Here is a 13,340-nt window from a genome sequence, read left to right on the forward strand (position 1 = left end):
GAAAAATTGTTGCGTTCTTATGAATGAAAAAGTACATTTGCAACCGCATTTTTAATGCGTGAGCTTTAAAATTATTGGAGAGGTGCCGGAGTGGTAACGGAGCAGATTGCTAATCTGTCGACGGGTAACTGTCGCCAGGGTTCGAGTCCCTGTCTCTCCGCTTTTTTTTAGAGTAGTATTGATGAGATGGTTTTAACCATTTTGGGGGAGTACCAGGCCTATAGCGTGGCAGGTCTCGCCCGGTTTGTAACGCAAGGCGTTATTATTGAACCGCGTTTGGGACGCGGAGGTCGTCACGCTTGAGGCGTGACCACCCCAAGAAAGAAAATAGATAACTAGTTCGGGGTGTAGCGTAGCCCGGTTATCGCGCCGCGTTTGGGACGCGGAGGTCGCAGGTTCGAATCCTGCCACCCCGACGAACCTAGAAATAGGTAGTAGCAAAAACACTGTTAATCAATTGATTTTCAGTGTTTTTTGTTTTTACACATTTTCTTTGATATCAAATGATATCATATGTGCACACCTAATTCGGTGTGCAAATCGGTGTGCAACGGTTCACTGAAATTGTAGTAACTTGAAAGAACTTTAGGTAGTATTTGACTTTTTTCCTTAGTGATCATTGTCTAACTAAAGCCGTTTCAAATGAAAACAAACCAGACCTTTACGGTAATCTTTTTTACAAGAAAATCAAGAAGTGTAGCAAACCTTCTATCCATTTATGTACGTATCACCATTTTGGGCAAACGTGCGGAGATCAGTTTAAAGCGAAAGATCGATGCAGGGCAATGGGATTGCATCAAGGGCAGGGGCAAGGGCAGGTCGGAGGAGATCCGTAACCTGAACACCTATTTGGACCAGGTGCAGGCCAAATTGCTACAGTGCCATGCCCAACTTGTCCAAGAGGACAAGATAGTTTCCTCCAATGCTATTAAAATGCGTTTCCTGGGTGAAGATGAGGTTAGTAGGACCTTGATGGACCTTATCGAATATCACAACGGGAACATGGTCCATGTCCTGAAGCCTGGCACCATGAAGAACTACTATACCACGGAAAAATACCTAAAGCGATTTTTAAAGAGCAAGTACAAACAGGAGGATATCCACCTGAAGCAGCTCAACTATCGTTTTATACTGGACCTGGAACATTATTTAAGGAGGTGCACGGACAAAAAGAAACAGCTGTGCCTTAACAATAATGGGGTGATGAAACATTTGGAACGGTTCAAGAAGATGGTAAACCTTGCCGTGAAACTGGAATGGGTAAATAAAAACCCTTTTGACAGGTTCCAATTGAAGTTCAACAAATTCGACCGGGTGTTCCTGACCCAAAGGGAATTAAGGCTTATAGAGGAAACGGAATTCAAACAGGACAGATTGCAATATGTAAAGGACTGTTTTGTGTTTTCCTGTTATACCGGACTTTCCTATGTGGATGTAAAGGAACTTACTTGGGATAAGATCACCAAGGGGATAGATGACCGGAACTGGATTTATACCAAACGGGAAAAAACCGACGAGCTGGTCAAAATTCCTATTCTTCCCCAAGCATGGGAGATTTTGGAAAAGTATAGGGATTATCCTACTCACAATGGATTGCTTCCCATTTGTTCCAACCAGAAGGTAAATACTTATCTCAAGGAAATAGCAGGAGCATGCGGAGTCTATAAGAACATTACCTTCCATGTGGCCCGACATACCTTTGCCACGACCGTCATGTTGTCCAATGGGGTACCCATTGAAACGGTCTCAAAACTTTTGGGCCATACCAAATTGTCCACCACCCAGATATACGCTAGGGTAGTGGAGTCCAAGATAAGTGAGGATATCGGCAATCTATTGATGAGGTTTAAGGAAAGGGAGAGCCAAAGTGCGGTTGAAAAGAAAGATAAAAATGGGGAACGAGAGATAAGGACTATCGACTCCAAATCCTTTAGATTAGCTTAATTAGATAAATAAGCTAAAAAGGATAATGATGATGGTGAAAAGAGGGGGTTTGGGGGAGACTTATACTTCCAAAAATGTCCATAACTTTAGCTTATTCAAAAAAGAATGGGGTGAACTAACCCCAAATCTAGGTTAACGGCCTAGGGTAAGTATTAGTCCCCATTCTTTTCTAACCCGGTTACAAGGACCATATAGAATTTTAGGAATTTACCTGCTAAAGGTTTTAGTCAACGTAACCATCTAAACAGGATAAAGTTATGAAAATCATGGAAACCATCGGCATCGATGTCAGTAAAGTGACCCTTGATGTCTGCATTCACAGCAACCAGGAACTGGCAACCTTCGAAAACTCGAACAAAGGCTTTGCCCAACTGCTCAAATGGGGCTACAGATCCAGCCCCCACCCAAAGGAGCATATTTTTATAGCCTTCGAACACACGGGCCTCTATTCGGAACGGCTATCGGAATATCTTTCCGAAAGGGACATTCCCCATGCCATGATCTCGGGATTGGAAATAAAAAGATCCTTGGGGATCGCAAGGGGAAAGGACGATCGGATCGATGCCTCCAAGATTGCTCTGTATGCCTAAAGGCTGCGGGATGAGATACGACCTTCCCTTGCGCAGTCGAAAGAAATCAGGTCCATCAAAAAAACTACTTTCCCTTAGGGACCGTCTTGTAAGGCAAAGGGCCGGCTACAAGGCAAGTTCAAGGGAACAAAAGGACATCCTCAAACGAAAGGACAGCGAACTTCTTTTCAAAGTCCAGGACAGGATGATCAGGGAGCTCTCAAAACAGATCAAGGAAATCGAAAATGAAATGCAACAGATCATAAAAAGTAGCCCTGAACTCGATCATATATTTGTTCTACTGAAGACAATAAAATGCATTGGCGATCAAGCTGCCCTGTTCCTATTGGTATATACAGGGGCCTTTACCAAATTCAGGAATGCCCGACAGTTTTCTGCATATTGCGGAGTGGCTCCCTTTCCCAATCGATCGGGAACCAGTCTAAGAGGGACGACCCGTGTAAGCCATCTGGCCAATAAGAAGATGAAAAGTCTGCTCGATATGTGTGCCAAATCGTCGATCTGCTATAACATGGAAATAAAGGATTATTATTTCCGTAGACTGGCAGAAGGGAAAAGCAAAATGAGCACAGTGAACGTCATACGGAACAAGCTTATATCACGGGTATTCGCCGTAATCAATCGGGACACACCATACGTTGACCTATGGAAATACGCCTCTTAAAAATTATTTTCCCCTCAATATCGCCCCCCACAAAAAGGATGGGGTGTATTGAGGGGGAAATAATCGACCAATTAAAAAAATAATGAAATTTTATTTGGAAAGTCCATAGAATACTTACCATGTTATACGGCTCCAACGGAGAGGAATATTTAGTATTCCTGCAAGATTTAAATGAAATTTTGAGTTTAAACGAATTAGCTGAGTTGGACTATTTGTAAAAAGATCCAACATACGGCGTTTAAACCCTCAAATCTACAGTGAGCAGCTTATTCGAGTGAACTCCACTTATTCAAGATTTAGGTAAAATTATCACAGATTTCTATATTGGAATAGTGTATTTGTGCTTAACAAATATAATGATAAGTAAATTGGTCGAACCAAATTACATTTTTGTCGGCCAGTTTGCATGTCACAAAACACTTTCGGAAGGATTAAGTAAATTTTTAACTTTTAGTTGCTCAAAAAAAAGGTAATGCTGCAATATATTGGAAGTTATATCAAGTTATCCATCCTGGCAAATAACTGCTCACCACACAAATGGATAGTTACACATCATTGGCCTGCAGATCATCGATTATTTTTGCGTTTCAGCAATAAATGCAATTGATTTGATTCTTAGAATAGGCATGGTCTAAAATAAAATCTGTAGACTATGGTTAATTTTATTACAGAAATCGTATTGGTTGTACGATCGATTTTTAATTTTTATAATACAATATTTTATAAAATGAAAAAGTTTCCCCAAATTTTGTTCATTGACCTGTTTGCCCTTTCGCTAAAAGTAAAGGCTCAAGCGATAGGAACCTTAATTAAAACGGCATCAGAACTTAATATTTCCACTTACTGTAGTGCCAATGACGCGAATATGAATTGTAGTAGCTGGCCAATAGAACAATCCTCGGTATAGATGTATTTGAAAGAAATAGTTCTAGAACAATTAACGGAGGTCCAACTTTGTTGGTCAATACTGCTGTTGCAAACGCGGCCTCCTTAGCTGTTTTACTCCATTTCAGAACTATCTCAGGTTGTACTCCGCGATGTATGAGCTACTCCCAATATGATGACGGATGATGTCTTTGTTTGTAGTAGGGAAATAGCTGCAACCTTTGTTGGTACAGCTTGATAAGCATTGAATGTTGACCCGATCCGTTGATAGTTCGGTGTTTCAATACAAATCGGCGTATTAAAAAAAGTAACAGAAAGTAGTAATCCTAAATATATTAGTGGCAAACAGATAGACCTTTATTCATATAGTATTTTTCACTTCCTATGTAAGGTATTGTTTTCGTTTGACATGATGTTTAACTTAATTTAAAAATGTATGCATACCAACCAAATACTCTACATTGGGAACCATTTAATCGATATTCACCTGTTCCAGGAATATCTTTTTGAAGAAACAAAATTTTGGAATTTTAATATTTCAAAAAATTGCATCCATGCTTACCATTCAATTTTTGTCGAAAAAATCGATCAAAATGAATGGGTTCCCGACTTAATTTTAATGGAGGTAGATGAATCCATCGATGCGTATAAGGTTTTGCTGGAGGCATTTAAAAATGAAGAACCATTTAATCGTATTCCCCTAATGATTTTAGGAACGGAATCGGTTCCCGTTGCTATAAAGGAAATCTATATTGATTATGCCGATCTATATGTGGAAAAACCCTTGGAAATGGTAGATTTTATCAAATCTATTAAAGCAATGTCCAACTATATAAAAACCATCGATTCTTTATGGCAATTTAAAAATGGATCGGCCAAGGTTTCATAATACTTGAATGACCGGGATTTGAAGTCATTTATATGAGATTTAAAAATGTCTCCGATCAACACTATACAACTCATTTGAAAATGAATCCTGAAAATTATAATTATGGACCTAACCAAATACATTTTGATTTTTTTTTCATGTATGACCATAAATGCCCAACAAAGCACTAGCTTAAAGGAAGATAGATTCAATTCCTCCCTGATATCCCCAACTATTGTACATGGGGAAATGTACTTTTCTGGTATTACCAATGGGAACAACAAAACAATAGTGAGCTTTAATGCCTATAAGGATACAGGATATGAAAAATATGATTTTGGGGCAACTTTTATTAATTCATACCCCATGACCTCTGGGATGTTGTACATAACAAAAGACTGCGATTGGTTTGTGGTCTCCCTATCCATTGGTGCCTACAAATTTAACAATCGGTCGGCTTCATATAGTGGCGCATACCTTTCCCACAATTATAATAGTGGTTATTTTGGGTTTGGTATGGCAGATATTATAGATGTGGGTTTCAAAAATGGTACCGAGGACGATTTTTTTACTTTGATGCCCGGACTCCACAAGTATTCGCTTTTCAAAAGATTATAGATCTATATGATTTTTCGATGGGCGCAGCTGTTAACGGCTCTCATCACGTATTGAGAAATGGAATTATAAAGCCGCCATAGTGTAGCCTTCCCCTTTTTGTAGGCTTCCCTAAAAATAGGACAGTATAAAATTCGAATTTATTAATTTTAAATTTTAACTGTCACATGAAAAGAACAAAATTTACGGAAAGCCAGATTGTCAAGGCACTAAGGGAAAACGAACAGGGAAGATCCGTTGGCGATATTTCCAGGGAACTGGGTATCGACAAAAGTACATTTTACTACTGGCGCAAGAAATACGGAGGTATGGAGCAGCAGCAACTGAAACGTCTAAAGGAGCTCGAAGAAGAGAACAATAGGCTAAAACAAATGTATGCGGATGTTAGTCTGGACAATAAAATGTTAAAGGACGTTTTGTCAAAAAAGTTCTAAGGCCTTCCGACAAGAGAGTTCGAGCAAAATATCTCATCAAACAATATACGGTTCCCATATTACGTGCGTGTAAACTTGTTGATTTAAGCAGATCAATGTGGTATTACCAAAGTAGACGGGATGACAGCGAAGTCATCGACAAGCTAACCGAGTTGGCCGAATCATATCCGACCCGGGGTTTTGATGAGTATTATCATAAGATCCGTCGTGAGGGCCTAAAATGGAATCGAAAGCGTGTGTTGCGTGTGTACCGCAATATGAAGCTGGGCCTTAGGCGCAAGCACAAGAAACGTTTGGTAAAACGTGTAAAGCAACCCTTGGAAGCACCTTCACAGCTCAATGAATGCTGGAGCATGGACTTTATGAGCGATGCGCTTAGCGATGGCAGAAAAGTACGCGTATTCAACGTTATTGACGACTGTAACCGTGAAGCTATCGCCATTGATGCCGGACTATCCTATCCGGCACGGGCGGTCATTGAAACATTGGAAAACCTGAAAGAAGATATAGGGACTCCCAAATATATAAGATGTGATAACGGACCGGAATTTATCTCAAAGACATTTATGAACTGGTGTAAAAAGAACTTTATAGAAATCAAATACACCCAACCTGGAAAACCGATGCAGAACGGATACATAGAACGGTTCAACCGCTTTTTTAGAGAAGACATATTGGACGCTTATTATTTTAATGACGTATATCAGCTCCAAAAGATAAGCGATAACTGGCGGGAGGACTATAATTTTAACCACCCACATAAATCTCTGGGCAATAAATCGCCCAAAGAATATATGCCCAGATTTGATGAAGAATTTAAATTCTTCATCAAATCTGACCTAAACAACAATTATTTATCGAATTTAGAGGTGTCCTAAAAAGGGGAAGGCTACATTCTCTATTGACTATATTTAGCCCTAAGGATGCGAATTAAGTCTAGAAAAGTTAAACTAATATGATTGTTAAAGTATCTCCATCTTTTGATGGTATTTCTTGTAGATTTTAACAAGGTTGCCATGTTCCATAGTCTACTATGTGATACCTTTTTACTCCCTGTTTCATAGATGATATGGCATACCGCGAGTTGGTCTTTATGTATAAAGAGTATTGTGAAATGTATATAAAAGTAGAAATATTGGGTTTGGATTTCCAAAGGATATTCTTGATAATCTAAGGGGACACCTGCTTGGTACAAAATAGAATTAGTAAGTGTTTTTGGTCCAGTATATCGTTCTGGGTCAATAAGTTATGAAAATTCACCAGAATAAACAAAACACTTCAGATTTCGTGGCAGCTTTAGCTATTTGATTATAGGTAATATATATCTAAAATTTATAGGATAAATCTTACAAAAAGTTAGATCGCAATACAATAATTCACCGCCACAAGAGTTAAACAATTATAAGCTCTTTTTTTAATTTTGTATGTGGTTTTCCACATTTCGTATGGGCATTGGCAATAAAAAGAGTTCTTTTGGTTTTTTCAACGTTGGATTATGTGTCGGCAAAAAACAAATGTGCTACACGTGCGGCTAGCATCAGCTTATTCACAACATACTTATAAAATAACGATTAACTATATTTCCCATATAGGCTAATTTAGTATTTTTTTGTCTCTTATGTACATTTGTTAAACTTGATCCACTTGATTCAAAACTATGCCTTCTTTGTGTACATCTTCTTGTGGAGGGAAGGACACCAATCATTTAAGAAACATGATGAATTTATAACCTCACAATTGAAATCATAAGTATTATGATTTTTAAGGTTGGAAATTTAGGACTTCGATGGTTGCAAAGTAGGGTGACAGAATTGGTACTCGCGTCAACAGGAGAACAATCAGAATACTTACCCTTCATTTCCACTTAAATGTTCAGCAAAACTTCTATGAATCCTTTAAAACAGAGTGTTTTTTACTGTAAAAGCCGCGAAAAACATTCCAGTACTATAACTGTACATGACTATAATTTTCTGAGCAGATTGGGTTATAGGAATTCTGTTCAATAATAGCCTTTTTTTAGCTTAAATTATTTAGGGGAATATAAATTTCCTTTTAAAACACTCCCGTCACCTTATGAGGAAAGCATAGAAAGGAAATTCATTTTTAAGCCTAAAAAATTATGGGTTTAGATCAAGTTTGTTCTGAAAATTTGTCTATCAAGTGGATATCAAAATAAGAGAACCCACGCCGTTGTATATGTTGTTCACATTTAGTGAGTGTCTCGAACCTCACCTTACGGGTGTACAAGCACCCTCAAATAAATTGATTAACCTACAATTAGTTCAATACCTGCTTTCTCTGCCTTGTATTTTATTTTGGTCATGAGCTCGCAATAACTCCAGTTTCTCAATACAAATTCTTCCTTTTTAGCAATATCCATCTTATCTTTCTGATTTAATAAAATGAGCGTTCCTGCCCGATGTTTAATGCAGAAATCAATTAACCTTCGGCTGTATACGTGTATACGATGGAGTACATAATCACTTTCTGACTTTCGAAGCCTGTCCACCGCTTTAAGTTTTCTTTTACGCCCTTTGCCCGATCTGGAATAGGTCGCGCCAATTTGCGCTCGTTTGTATGCTGCCTGTATCGCCAACCTCCTGTACAAAAACTCTTCCCTGGAACCAATGGTAAGTTTGGTTTTGCCAGCTTTCACAATTATAGGGTATTCCAGGGACAGTAAGGCCTCCGCCATTAACGCCGGATCTAGACTATTCCTTTCTTTTTCAATTTCAAATACTGCCAGCCAATAGGTTTTACCATCTTTGAGTTTAATGTGTGAAGTGCAAAGCTTGATGTCCTCTTCGACCAGACGCTCCAAGAGTTTTTGTTTGTCGGTGAAATCCCTTCCCAAATAGGTTTTAAAGGGAATGGAGAATAAGCGAAAACAAAATGCTTTTTTATCGGGATTATAGGATATCCGGTTCATGCTTTTTGGAGGGAACGGAAATGCCATTTCCTTTTTAAAATTCCGTAGGGAGCATTGCCCCCGCCAATATTCCGATTTGTTTTTATTAAAAGTGGATAACAGGTTATTGTTCAGGCTCGATAAAATATCGGTAGGGATTTCTCCTTTGAAGCGATCGGATACCACGCGGTAAGTGGTATTGATACGGGAACGTTGCAGGATACCGTCTTCCTCTTTTTTTTCATCGGCCAGTTTGTACTTGATTCCTTCAGAAAGATAAAAGAACTCTTTGATCATTTCTTGTACATACATATGGGAGACCATAATGTTCGCCGCCCTAAAGCACCGATTTTGATACTGGTAGAGTTTATCCAGTTTCTCCTTACGCTCTTCTTTGGTAGGCAGATCTATCAGCAACTGGATCCTTCTAGTGAGTTTAATAGTTGATTTTCCCATATTAAGCCAATTCTAATTTTTCTTTCTGACGAACCTCCGATAGCTTATATGCCGCTATAAATTCTTTATGGACTTCTTTTTGGGGTAGGTTAAGGACCTCGGCAATAAATGCAAAGGAATACTTCTTGTTGCACCGCAACTCCAATACCCTTTCTTGTTCCTCGGTCAACACTCTCGGGGCTTTTACTTCATTACCGGAACACTTTTGTTCATTTACACGACTACTCCCAAAATGGATAATCTTTCTAATATCCTGAATAGCCTTTTTTACATCTTGACTGGTCTTGCAAATGCTTGTTCCCATTACTTCGGCAATGGCTTTATATTGGAAGCCATATTTTAAACAGAGGTTGATTAAGTGTCTCCTTTCTGCGGTCAATAAGGGCAGCACAACTTTGATTTGGTCGAAGGCTTTTTGTTTCGACTCTTGATTTCGCAAATGTTCATTGTCATTAAGCGAATCATAGCCCACCATATAGTCCTGGTAATTTTCGTAGCCTTCTAAAGAGTAAACTTTCCTAAAGAACTTGTTTTTGGGCTTGCTGTAGTATGATATACATTCTCTTTTCATGACAAACCTTAAGAAGTAGAAGATATGCTTTGGGCTTTCTATATGGTCCCTATGGGTCCATAGCTTTAAAAAGGCATCTTGAACCAAGGATTCTATTACAAATTCATCATATATAAATCGCTTTCCCACCCAGAATATATTTCTGCTGTATGTAGCATGAATTTGTGCAAAGGCGGATGTGTCACCATTCTTTAACAGTTCAAAATTTTTTAGAATGTGAATATTGTTCTTCATAGGTTTGATTTTTTGGCGATTATGATTCTCTAATAAAATGATTGATTTTTGGTCTGGGAATGTGTTCTTTTACTTTGTCTCTAAAGGCCATTCGCTCCCATACCGTTCCGTCATCCCTGCGAAATACTTCTTGGAAGCTATCCAGTTTTGATAACAGAAAGGAGACCATGTTTCCCGGGATATGCACTTCTTCTATATCTTTGCATGTAGTGTTCAGCTTAAGCAATAGATATCTGGGAAGGCAATAGTTTTTTGATATAACGGTCCACTCAAAATATTTCACTATAGCTATAGGTTCCTGACTGTTTATCAGATCTTTTATTTCCGTGCTTTTCATTTTTTGGACTTATCTTGATTCTTTGCGATAAAGTAACAATGCCGTTTTACGGTACCGAACCAAAACCATTGGTATTTTACCAAATGGATTGGGTATCTTACCAATAATGTTTGAAGATTTTCCACTATCTTTACCTACAGAACATATAGGATAAGTTATTATATTTGAGATATGAGCACAGCAACAAAACCAAACCATATCGGCAGAAAGATTGGCCGTATTAGGGAATTACGCGGCATGAAGCAGGAAGCCTTGGCCATGGAACTGGGCATTAGCCAACAGAGTGTTTCCCTAATTGAGCAAAGTGAAACCATTGAGGAAGAAAAACTGGAACAGGTGGCCAAGGCTCTAGGTGTTACCGTCGAGGCGATCAAAAATTTTTCGGAAGAATCTGTACTTAATATAATTTCAAATTCCTTTCATGATAATTCTGTTTTGAATGGCGTTTTATACAATCCAACATTCAATCCTATTGATAAAATTATAGAGCAATCTGAAAAGATTGAGGAACTATATAAAAAATTGTTAGCTGCTGAAAAAGAAAAGAACCACTATTTAGAGAAGCTATTGAATAAAAAATAGATTTCCTTTTTTTCACATAGAGTATAGAATTTTAAAACCATATCCGTTTTCATTCAAAAAAAGGAATCGGTTATGGTTTTCTTTTTTTAATGATAATAAGCTCTTTGCAACCATCGGGAGCAAAGCAAGATCGTCTTTGTGGCCACAAAGACACATCTTGAATTCTCTGTTTGCGGCAAAAAAATGCCTAAAAATGGTGCTTTAGGGAGCTTTTGCCGCAAAAATCCAAGGTTTTTTTGGTCTTTTGAAATATAAATAACTGAAAATCAAAATAATAAGATCAGTAACGTCGCTTTAGCGCGTTACCCTCTTGCTGTGCGTACTGAGTTGCCCCAGGGTAGAGTGTACTTAGAAATAAGTTCATTGAAAGGGCAACGTAACTTTGAAAGTGATGATAGGGTTTATCAAGGTCAAAAAGAAACGAGCTAACTTAAAATCAAATTAGAAAGTTAGAGGACTCACACTTTGATTTGTGATAGACAATTGGACTATCGGGGAAGATATTCAGGTATCTTTCTCAAACCGCCCTGTGGTGCTTGTTTCTAAGGGAACAGGTATTGAGCGACAGGGTCAAGGCAGGCAAACCATATTATTGTTATTGCCTGTAAGGTACGGGTATAGGAGTTGAACGCAAGTGAACCCTTATTGACGTGTCGAAAGTAACCTTTATTGTGCCAAAACCAAGGGGGAGCAGCCCTGCGAGACAGAATGTAGCGGTTACCTGATTACTGGCTACATGGCACACGGCATATAGAGGGCAAGAACTATACCTAGGCGCTATCAAGGAACTTGGGAACCTGTCGTTATGGTGTTAAGGGAGAAAGCCAAGCAGAGACCCTGTAAGGCTCCGAGTACCAATACATAGCACAGGGGCAGAGTATCCCGTAGTAGTGATTGAAGGCCTTTGTAATGAAGGTTTAGCGAAGGGGGTACATTATTCAGCTGGATGGATTAACCAACTGAGAATATTTTTTTTTTTTAGGATGAAATTAAATCAGACAGCAAAGCAGTTTAAAATTCCGAAACCACTGGTTTGGGAAGCTTACCTTAAGGTAAAACGAAAAAGAGGAGCTGCAGGGGTAGATGGAGTTACCATGGATGACTTTGTAGAAAGAGAGGGTAAATACCTTTACAAACTCTGGAACCGAATGTCATCAGGGAGCTATATGCCCCAGGCAGTTAAACTTGTCGAAATACCAAAAGGAACAAAGGGAGAAACAAGACCTCTGGGTATTCCTTCAATAATTGACAGGATCGCTCAGATGAGTGTTGTTATGCTACTAGAACCAAAGATAGATCCGATATTCCATGAAAATTCCTATGGTTACCGACCCGGACGTTCAGCCCATCAGGCTGTAGAACAGGCCCGCAGACGTTGCTGGAGGAATGATTGGGTTCTGGACCTTGATATCTCCAAATTCTTTGATACGATCGATCACGAACTATTGATGAAAGCAGTAAAATTACATACCCAAGAACGTTGGGTTTTACTCTATATCGAACGATGGCTTAAAGTCCCGTACCAATTAAAGAACGGAGAGCAAGTTCCCAGAACAAAAGGAATACCGCAAGGTTCAGTAGTAGGGCCGATTTTAGCAAATCTATTTATGCATTATACCTTTGACTATTGGATGAAAAAGTACTACAACCACATTCCTTTTGAAAGGTATGCCGATGATTGTATCTGCCATTTTCGAACATTGGAAGAAGCGGAATACATGCATGAAAAGATCAAAATGAGGATGGAACAATGTGGATTGGCATTAAATAAGAAGAAGACCAAGATTGTCTATTGCAAAGATGATGATAGGAGAGGAAGTTATAAAGAAGTAAAGTTTGACTTCTTAGGCTTTACCTTCAGGGCCAGAAGGTCTAAAAGTCGTCGGGGCAACTACTTCATTAATTTTAGTCCAGCCATCAGCAGGAAAGCTATCACAAGAATCGGAAGAGAAATCAGGAGTTGGAACCTTCATCTTAGATCTGATAAAACCTTGACGGATCTGGCCAATATGTTTAATGCCAAGCTTCAGGGATTTATCAACTATTATGGAAGGTTTTACAAATCTGCGATGTACCCCTTATTCCAAAGGCTAAACCACAGACTGGCCCATTGGGTTGAACGGAAATTTAAAAAGTGTAGGAGACACAAAACCAGAGCAATAAGACTGTTAGGTGAAATCTGTCATCAGAACCCTACTTTATTTGCCCACTGGAGAATGGGTGTCCTACCTCCAAAGACAGTATAATATCTT

Annotated in this window: 13 protein-coding genes and 2 tRNA genes; 12 read left to right on the forward strand and 3 right to left on the reverse strand. The window is 38.8% G+C overall.

Annotation, left to right across the window (positions count from 1 at the left end):
• Window positions 1-76 precede the first annotated feature (76 nt).
• From U735_RS0106230 to U735_RS25510, 10 genes are all read left to right on the forward strand, one after another.
• Window positions 77-160, forward strand: a tRNA-Ser gene (locus tag U735_RS0106230).
• Window positions 161-341: 181 nt separating this feature from the next.
• A tRNA-Pro gene (locus tag U735_RS0106235) sits at window positions 342-416 on the forward strand.
• A gap of 226 nt (window positions 417-642) precedes the next feature.
• Window positions 643-1,944: a site-specific integrase gene (locus tag U735_RS0106240; RefSeq protein WP_083260601.1), complete on the forward strand. Its 1,302-nt coding sequence runs from the start codon at window positions 643-645 to the stop codon at window positions 1,942-1,944.
• Between the two features lie 257 nt (window positions 1,945-2,201).
• Window positions 2,202-2,534 carry an IS110 family transposase gene (locus U735_RS25935; RefSeq protein WP_232233182.1) on the forward strand — a complete coding sequence of 111 codons (333 nt, stop codon included), beginning with the start codon at window positions 2,202-2,204 and terminating at the stop codon, window positions 2,532-2,534.
• Between the two features lie 10 nt (window positions 2,535-2,544).
• Window positions 2,545-3,198, forward strand: a complete 654-nt coding sequence (locus tag U735_RS24455; RefSeq protein WP_232233184.1) for a transposase — start codon at window positions 2,545-2,547, stop codon at window positions 3,196-3,198.
• Between the two features lie 727 nt (window positions 3,199-3,925).
• A complete protein-coding gene (locus tag U735_RS0106260) occupies window positions 3,926-4,105 on the forward strand; it encodes a hypothetical protein (protein ID WP_146032826.1) in 180 nt (59 codons plus the stop codon).
• A 414-nt stretch (window positions 4,106-4,519) separates the two neighbouring features.
• On the forward strand, window positions 4,520-4,972 hold the full coding sequence (locus U735_RS0106265) for a response regulator (RefSeq protein WP_031443008.1): 453 nt from the start codon (window positions 4,520-4,522) through the stop codon (window positions 4,970-4,972).
• A 102-nt stretch (window positions 4,973-5,074) separates the two neighbouring features.
• Window positions 5,075-5,569, forward strand: a complete 495-nt coding sequence (locus U735_RS0106270) for a hypothetical protein (RefSeq protein WP_031443009.1) — start codon at window positions 5,075-5,077, stop codon at window positions 5,567-5,569.
• Window positions 5,570-5,733: 164 nt separating this feature from the next.
• The gene (locus tag U735_RS25695) at window positions 5,734-6,000 is read left to right on the forward strand and encodes a transposase (protein WP_031443010.1); all 267 of its coding nucleotides are present in this window, start codon (window positions 5,734-5,736) and stop codon (window positions 5,998-6,000) included.
• A gap of 35 nt (window positions 6,001-6,035) precedes the next feature.
• Window positions 6,036-6,878, forward strand: a complete 843-nt coding sequence (locus U735_RS25510) for an IS3 family transposase (protein ID WP_232233225.1) — start codon at window positions 6,036-6,038, stop codon at window positions 6,876-6,878.
• 1,388 nt (window positions 6,879-8,266) lie between these two features.
• Here the strand turns inward: U735_RS25510 and U735_RS0106285 are convergent.
• From U735_RS0106285 to U735_RS0106295, 3 genes are read right to left on the reverse strand one after another with little or no spacing between them, the layout of a single operon-like run.
• The gene (locus U735_RS0106285) at window positions 8,267-9,364 is read right to left on the reverse strand and encodes a hypothetical protein (protein ID WP_031443012.1); all 1,098 of its coding nucleotides are present in this window, start codon (window positions 9,362-9,364) and stop codon (window positions 8,267-8,269) included.
• A gap of 1 nt (window position 9,365) precedes the next feature.
• Window positions 9,366-10,169 carry an RNA polymerase sigma factor gene (locus tag U735_RS0106290; RefSeq protein ID WP_031443013.1) on the reverse strand — a complete coding sequence of 268 codons (804 nt, stop codon included), beginning with the start codon at window positions 10,167-10,169 and terminating at the stop codon, window positions 9,366-9,368.
• 19 nt (window positions 10,170-10,188) lie between these two features.
• Window positions 10,189-10,506 carry a hypothetical protein gene (locus U735_RS0106295; protein ID WP_031443014.1) on the reverse strand — a complete coding sequence of 106 codons (318 nt, stop codon included), beginning with the start codon at window positions 10,504-10,506 and terminating at the stop codon, window positions 10,189-10,191.
• A 171-nt stretch (window positions 10,507-10,677) separates the two neighbouring features.
• Between U735_RS0106295 and U735_RS0106300 the strand changes: the two genes are divergently transcribed.
• On the forward strand, window positions 10,678-11,088 hold the full coding sequence (locus tag U735_RS0106300) for a helix-turn-helix domain-containing protein (protein ID WP_031443015.1): 411 nt from the start codon (window positions 10,678-10,680) through the stop codon (window positions 11,086-11,088).
• A 983-nt stretch (window positions 11,089-12,071) separates the two neighbouring features.
• Window positions 12,072-13,334 carry a group II intron reverse transcriptase/maturase gene (gene ltrA / locus U735_RS0106305; protein ID WP_051891886.1) on the forward strand — a complete coding sequence of 421 codons (1,263 nt, stop codon included), beginning with the start codon at window positions 12,072-12,074 and terminating at the stop codon, window positions 13,332-13,334.
• Window positions 13,335-13,340 lie beyond the last annotated feature (6 nt).

The organism is Arenibacter algicola (assembly GCF_000733925.1).
Lineage (GTDB): Bacteria > Bacteroidota > Bacteroidia > Flavobacteriales > Flavobacteriaceae > Arenibacter > Arenibacter algicola.

What these genes read in the sequence shown, in the direction of transcription:
- U735_RS0106285 (WP_031443012.1), bottom strand. Translation starts at nt 9,364, where the DNA reads ATGGGAAAATCAACTATTAAACTCACTAGAAGGATCCAGTTGCTGATA.
- ltrA (WP_051891886.1), top strand. Translation starts at nt 12,072, where the DNA reads ATGAAATTAAATCAGACAGCAAAGCAGTTTAAAATTCCGAAACCACTG.
- U735_RS25935 (WP_232233182.1), top strand. Translation starts at nt 2,202, where the DNA reads ATGAAAATCATGGAAACCATCGGCATCGATGTCAGTAAAGTGACCCTT.
- U735_RS24455 (WP_232233184.1), top strand. Translation starts at nt 2,545, where the DNA reads ATGAGATACGACCTTCCCTTGCGCAGTCGAAAGAAATCAGGTCCATCA.
- U735_RS0106265 (WP_031443008.1), top strand. Translation starts at nt 4,520, where the DNA reads ATGCATACCAACCAAATACTCTACATTGGGAACCATTTAATCGATATT.
- U735_RS0106290 (WP_031443013.1), bottom strand. Translation starts at nt 10,169, where the DNA reads ATGAAGAACAATATTCACATTCTAAAAAATTTTGAACTGTTAAAGAAT.
- U735_RS0106240 (WP_083260601.1), top strand. Translation starts at nt 643, where the DNA reads ATGAAAACAAACCAGACCTTTACGGTAATCTTTTTTACAAGAAAATCA.
- U735_RS0106270 (WP_031443009.1), top strand. Translation starts at nt 5,075, where the DNA reads ATGGACCTAACCAAATACATTTTGATTTTTTTTTCATGTATGACCATA.
- U735_RS0106295 (WP_031443014.1), bottom strand. Translation starts at nt 10,506, where the DNA reads ATGAAAAGCACGGAAATAAAAGATCTGATAAACAGTCAGGAACCTATA.
- U735_RS0106300 (WP_031443015.1), top strand. Translation starts at nt 10,678, where the DNA reads ATGAGCACAGCAACAAAACCAAACCATATCGGCAGAAAGATTGGCCGT.
- U735_RS25695 (WP_031443010.1), top strand. Translation starts at nt 5,734, where the DNA reads ATGAAAAGAACAAAATTTACGGAAAGCCAGATTGTCAAGGCACTAAGG.
- U735_RS0106260 (WP_146032826.1), top strand. Translation starts at nt 3,926, where the DNA reads ATGAAAAAGTTTCCCCAAATTTTGTTCATTGACCTGTTTGCCCTTTCG.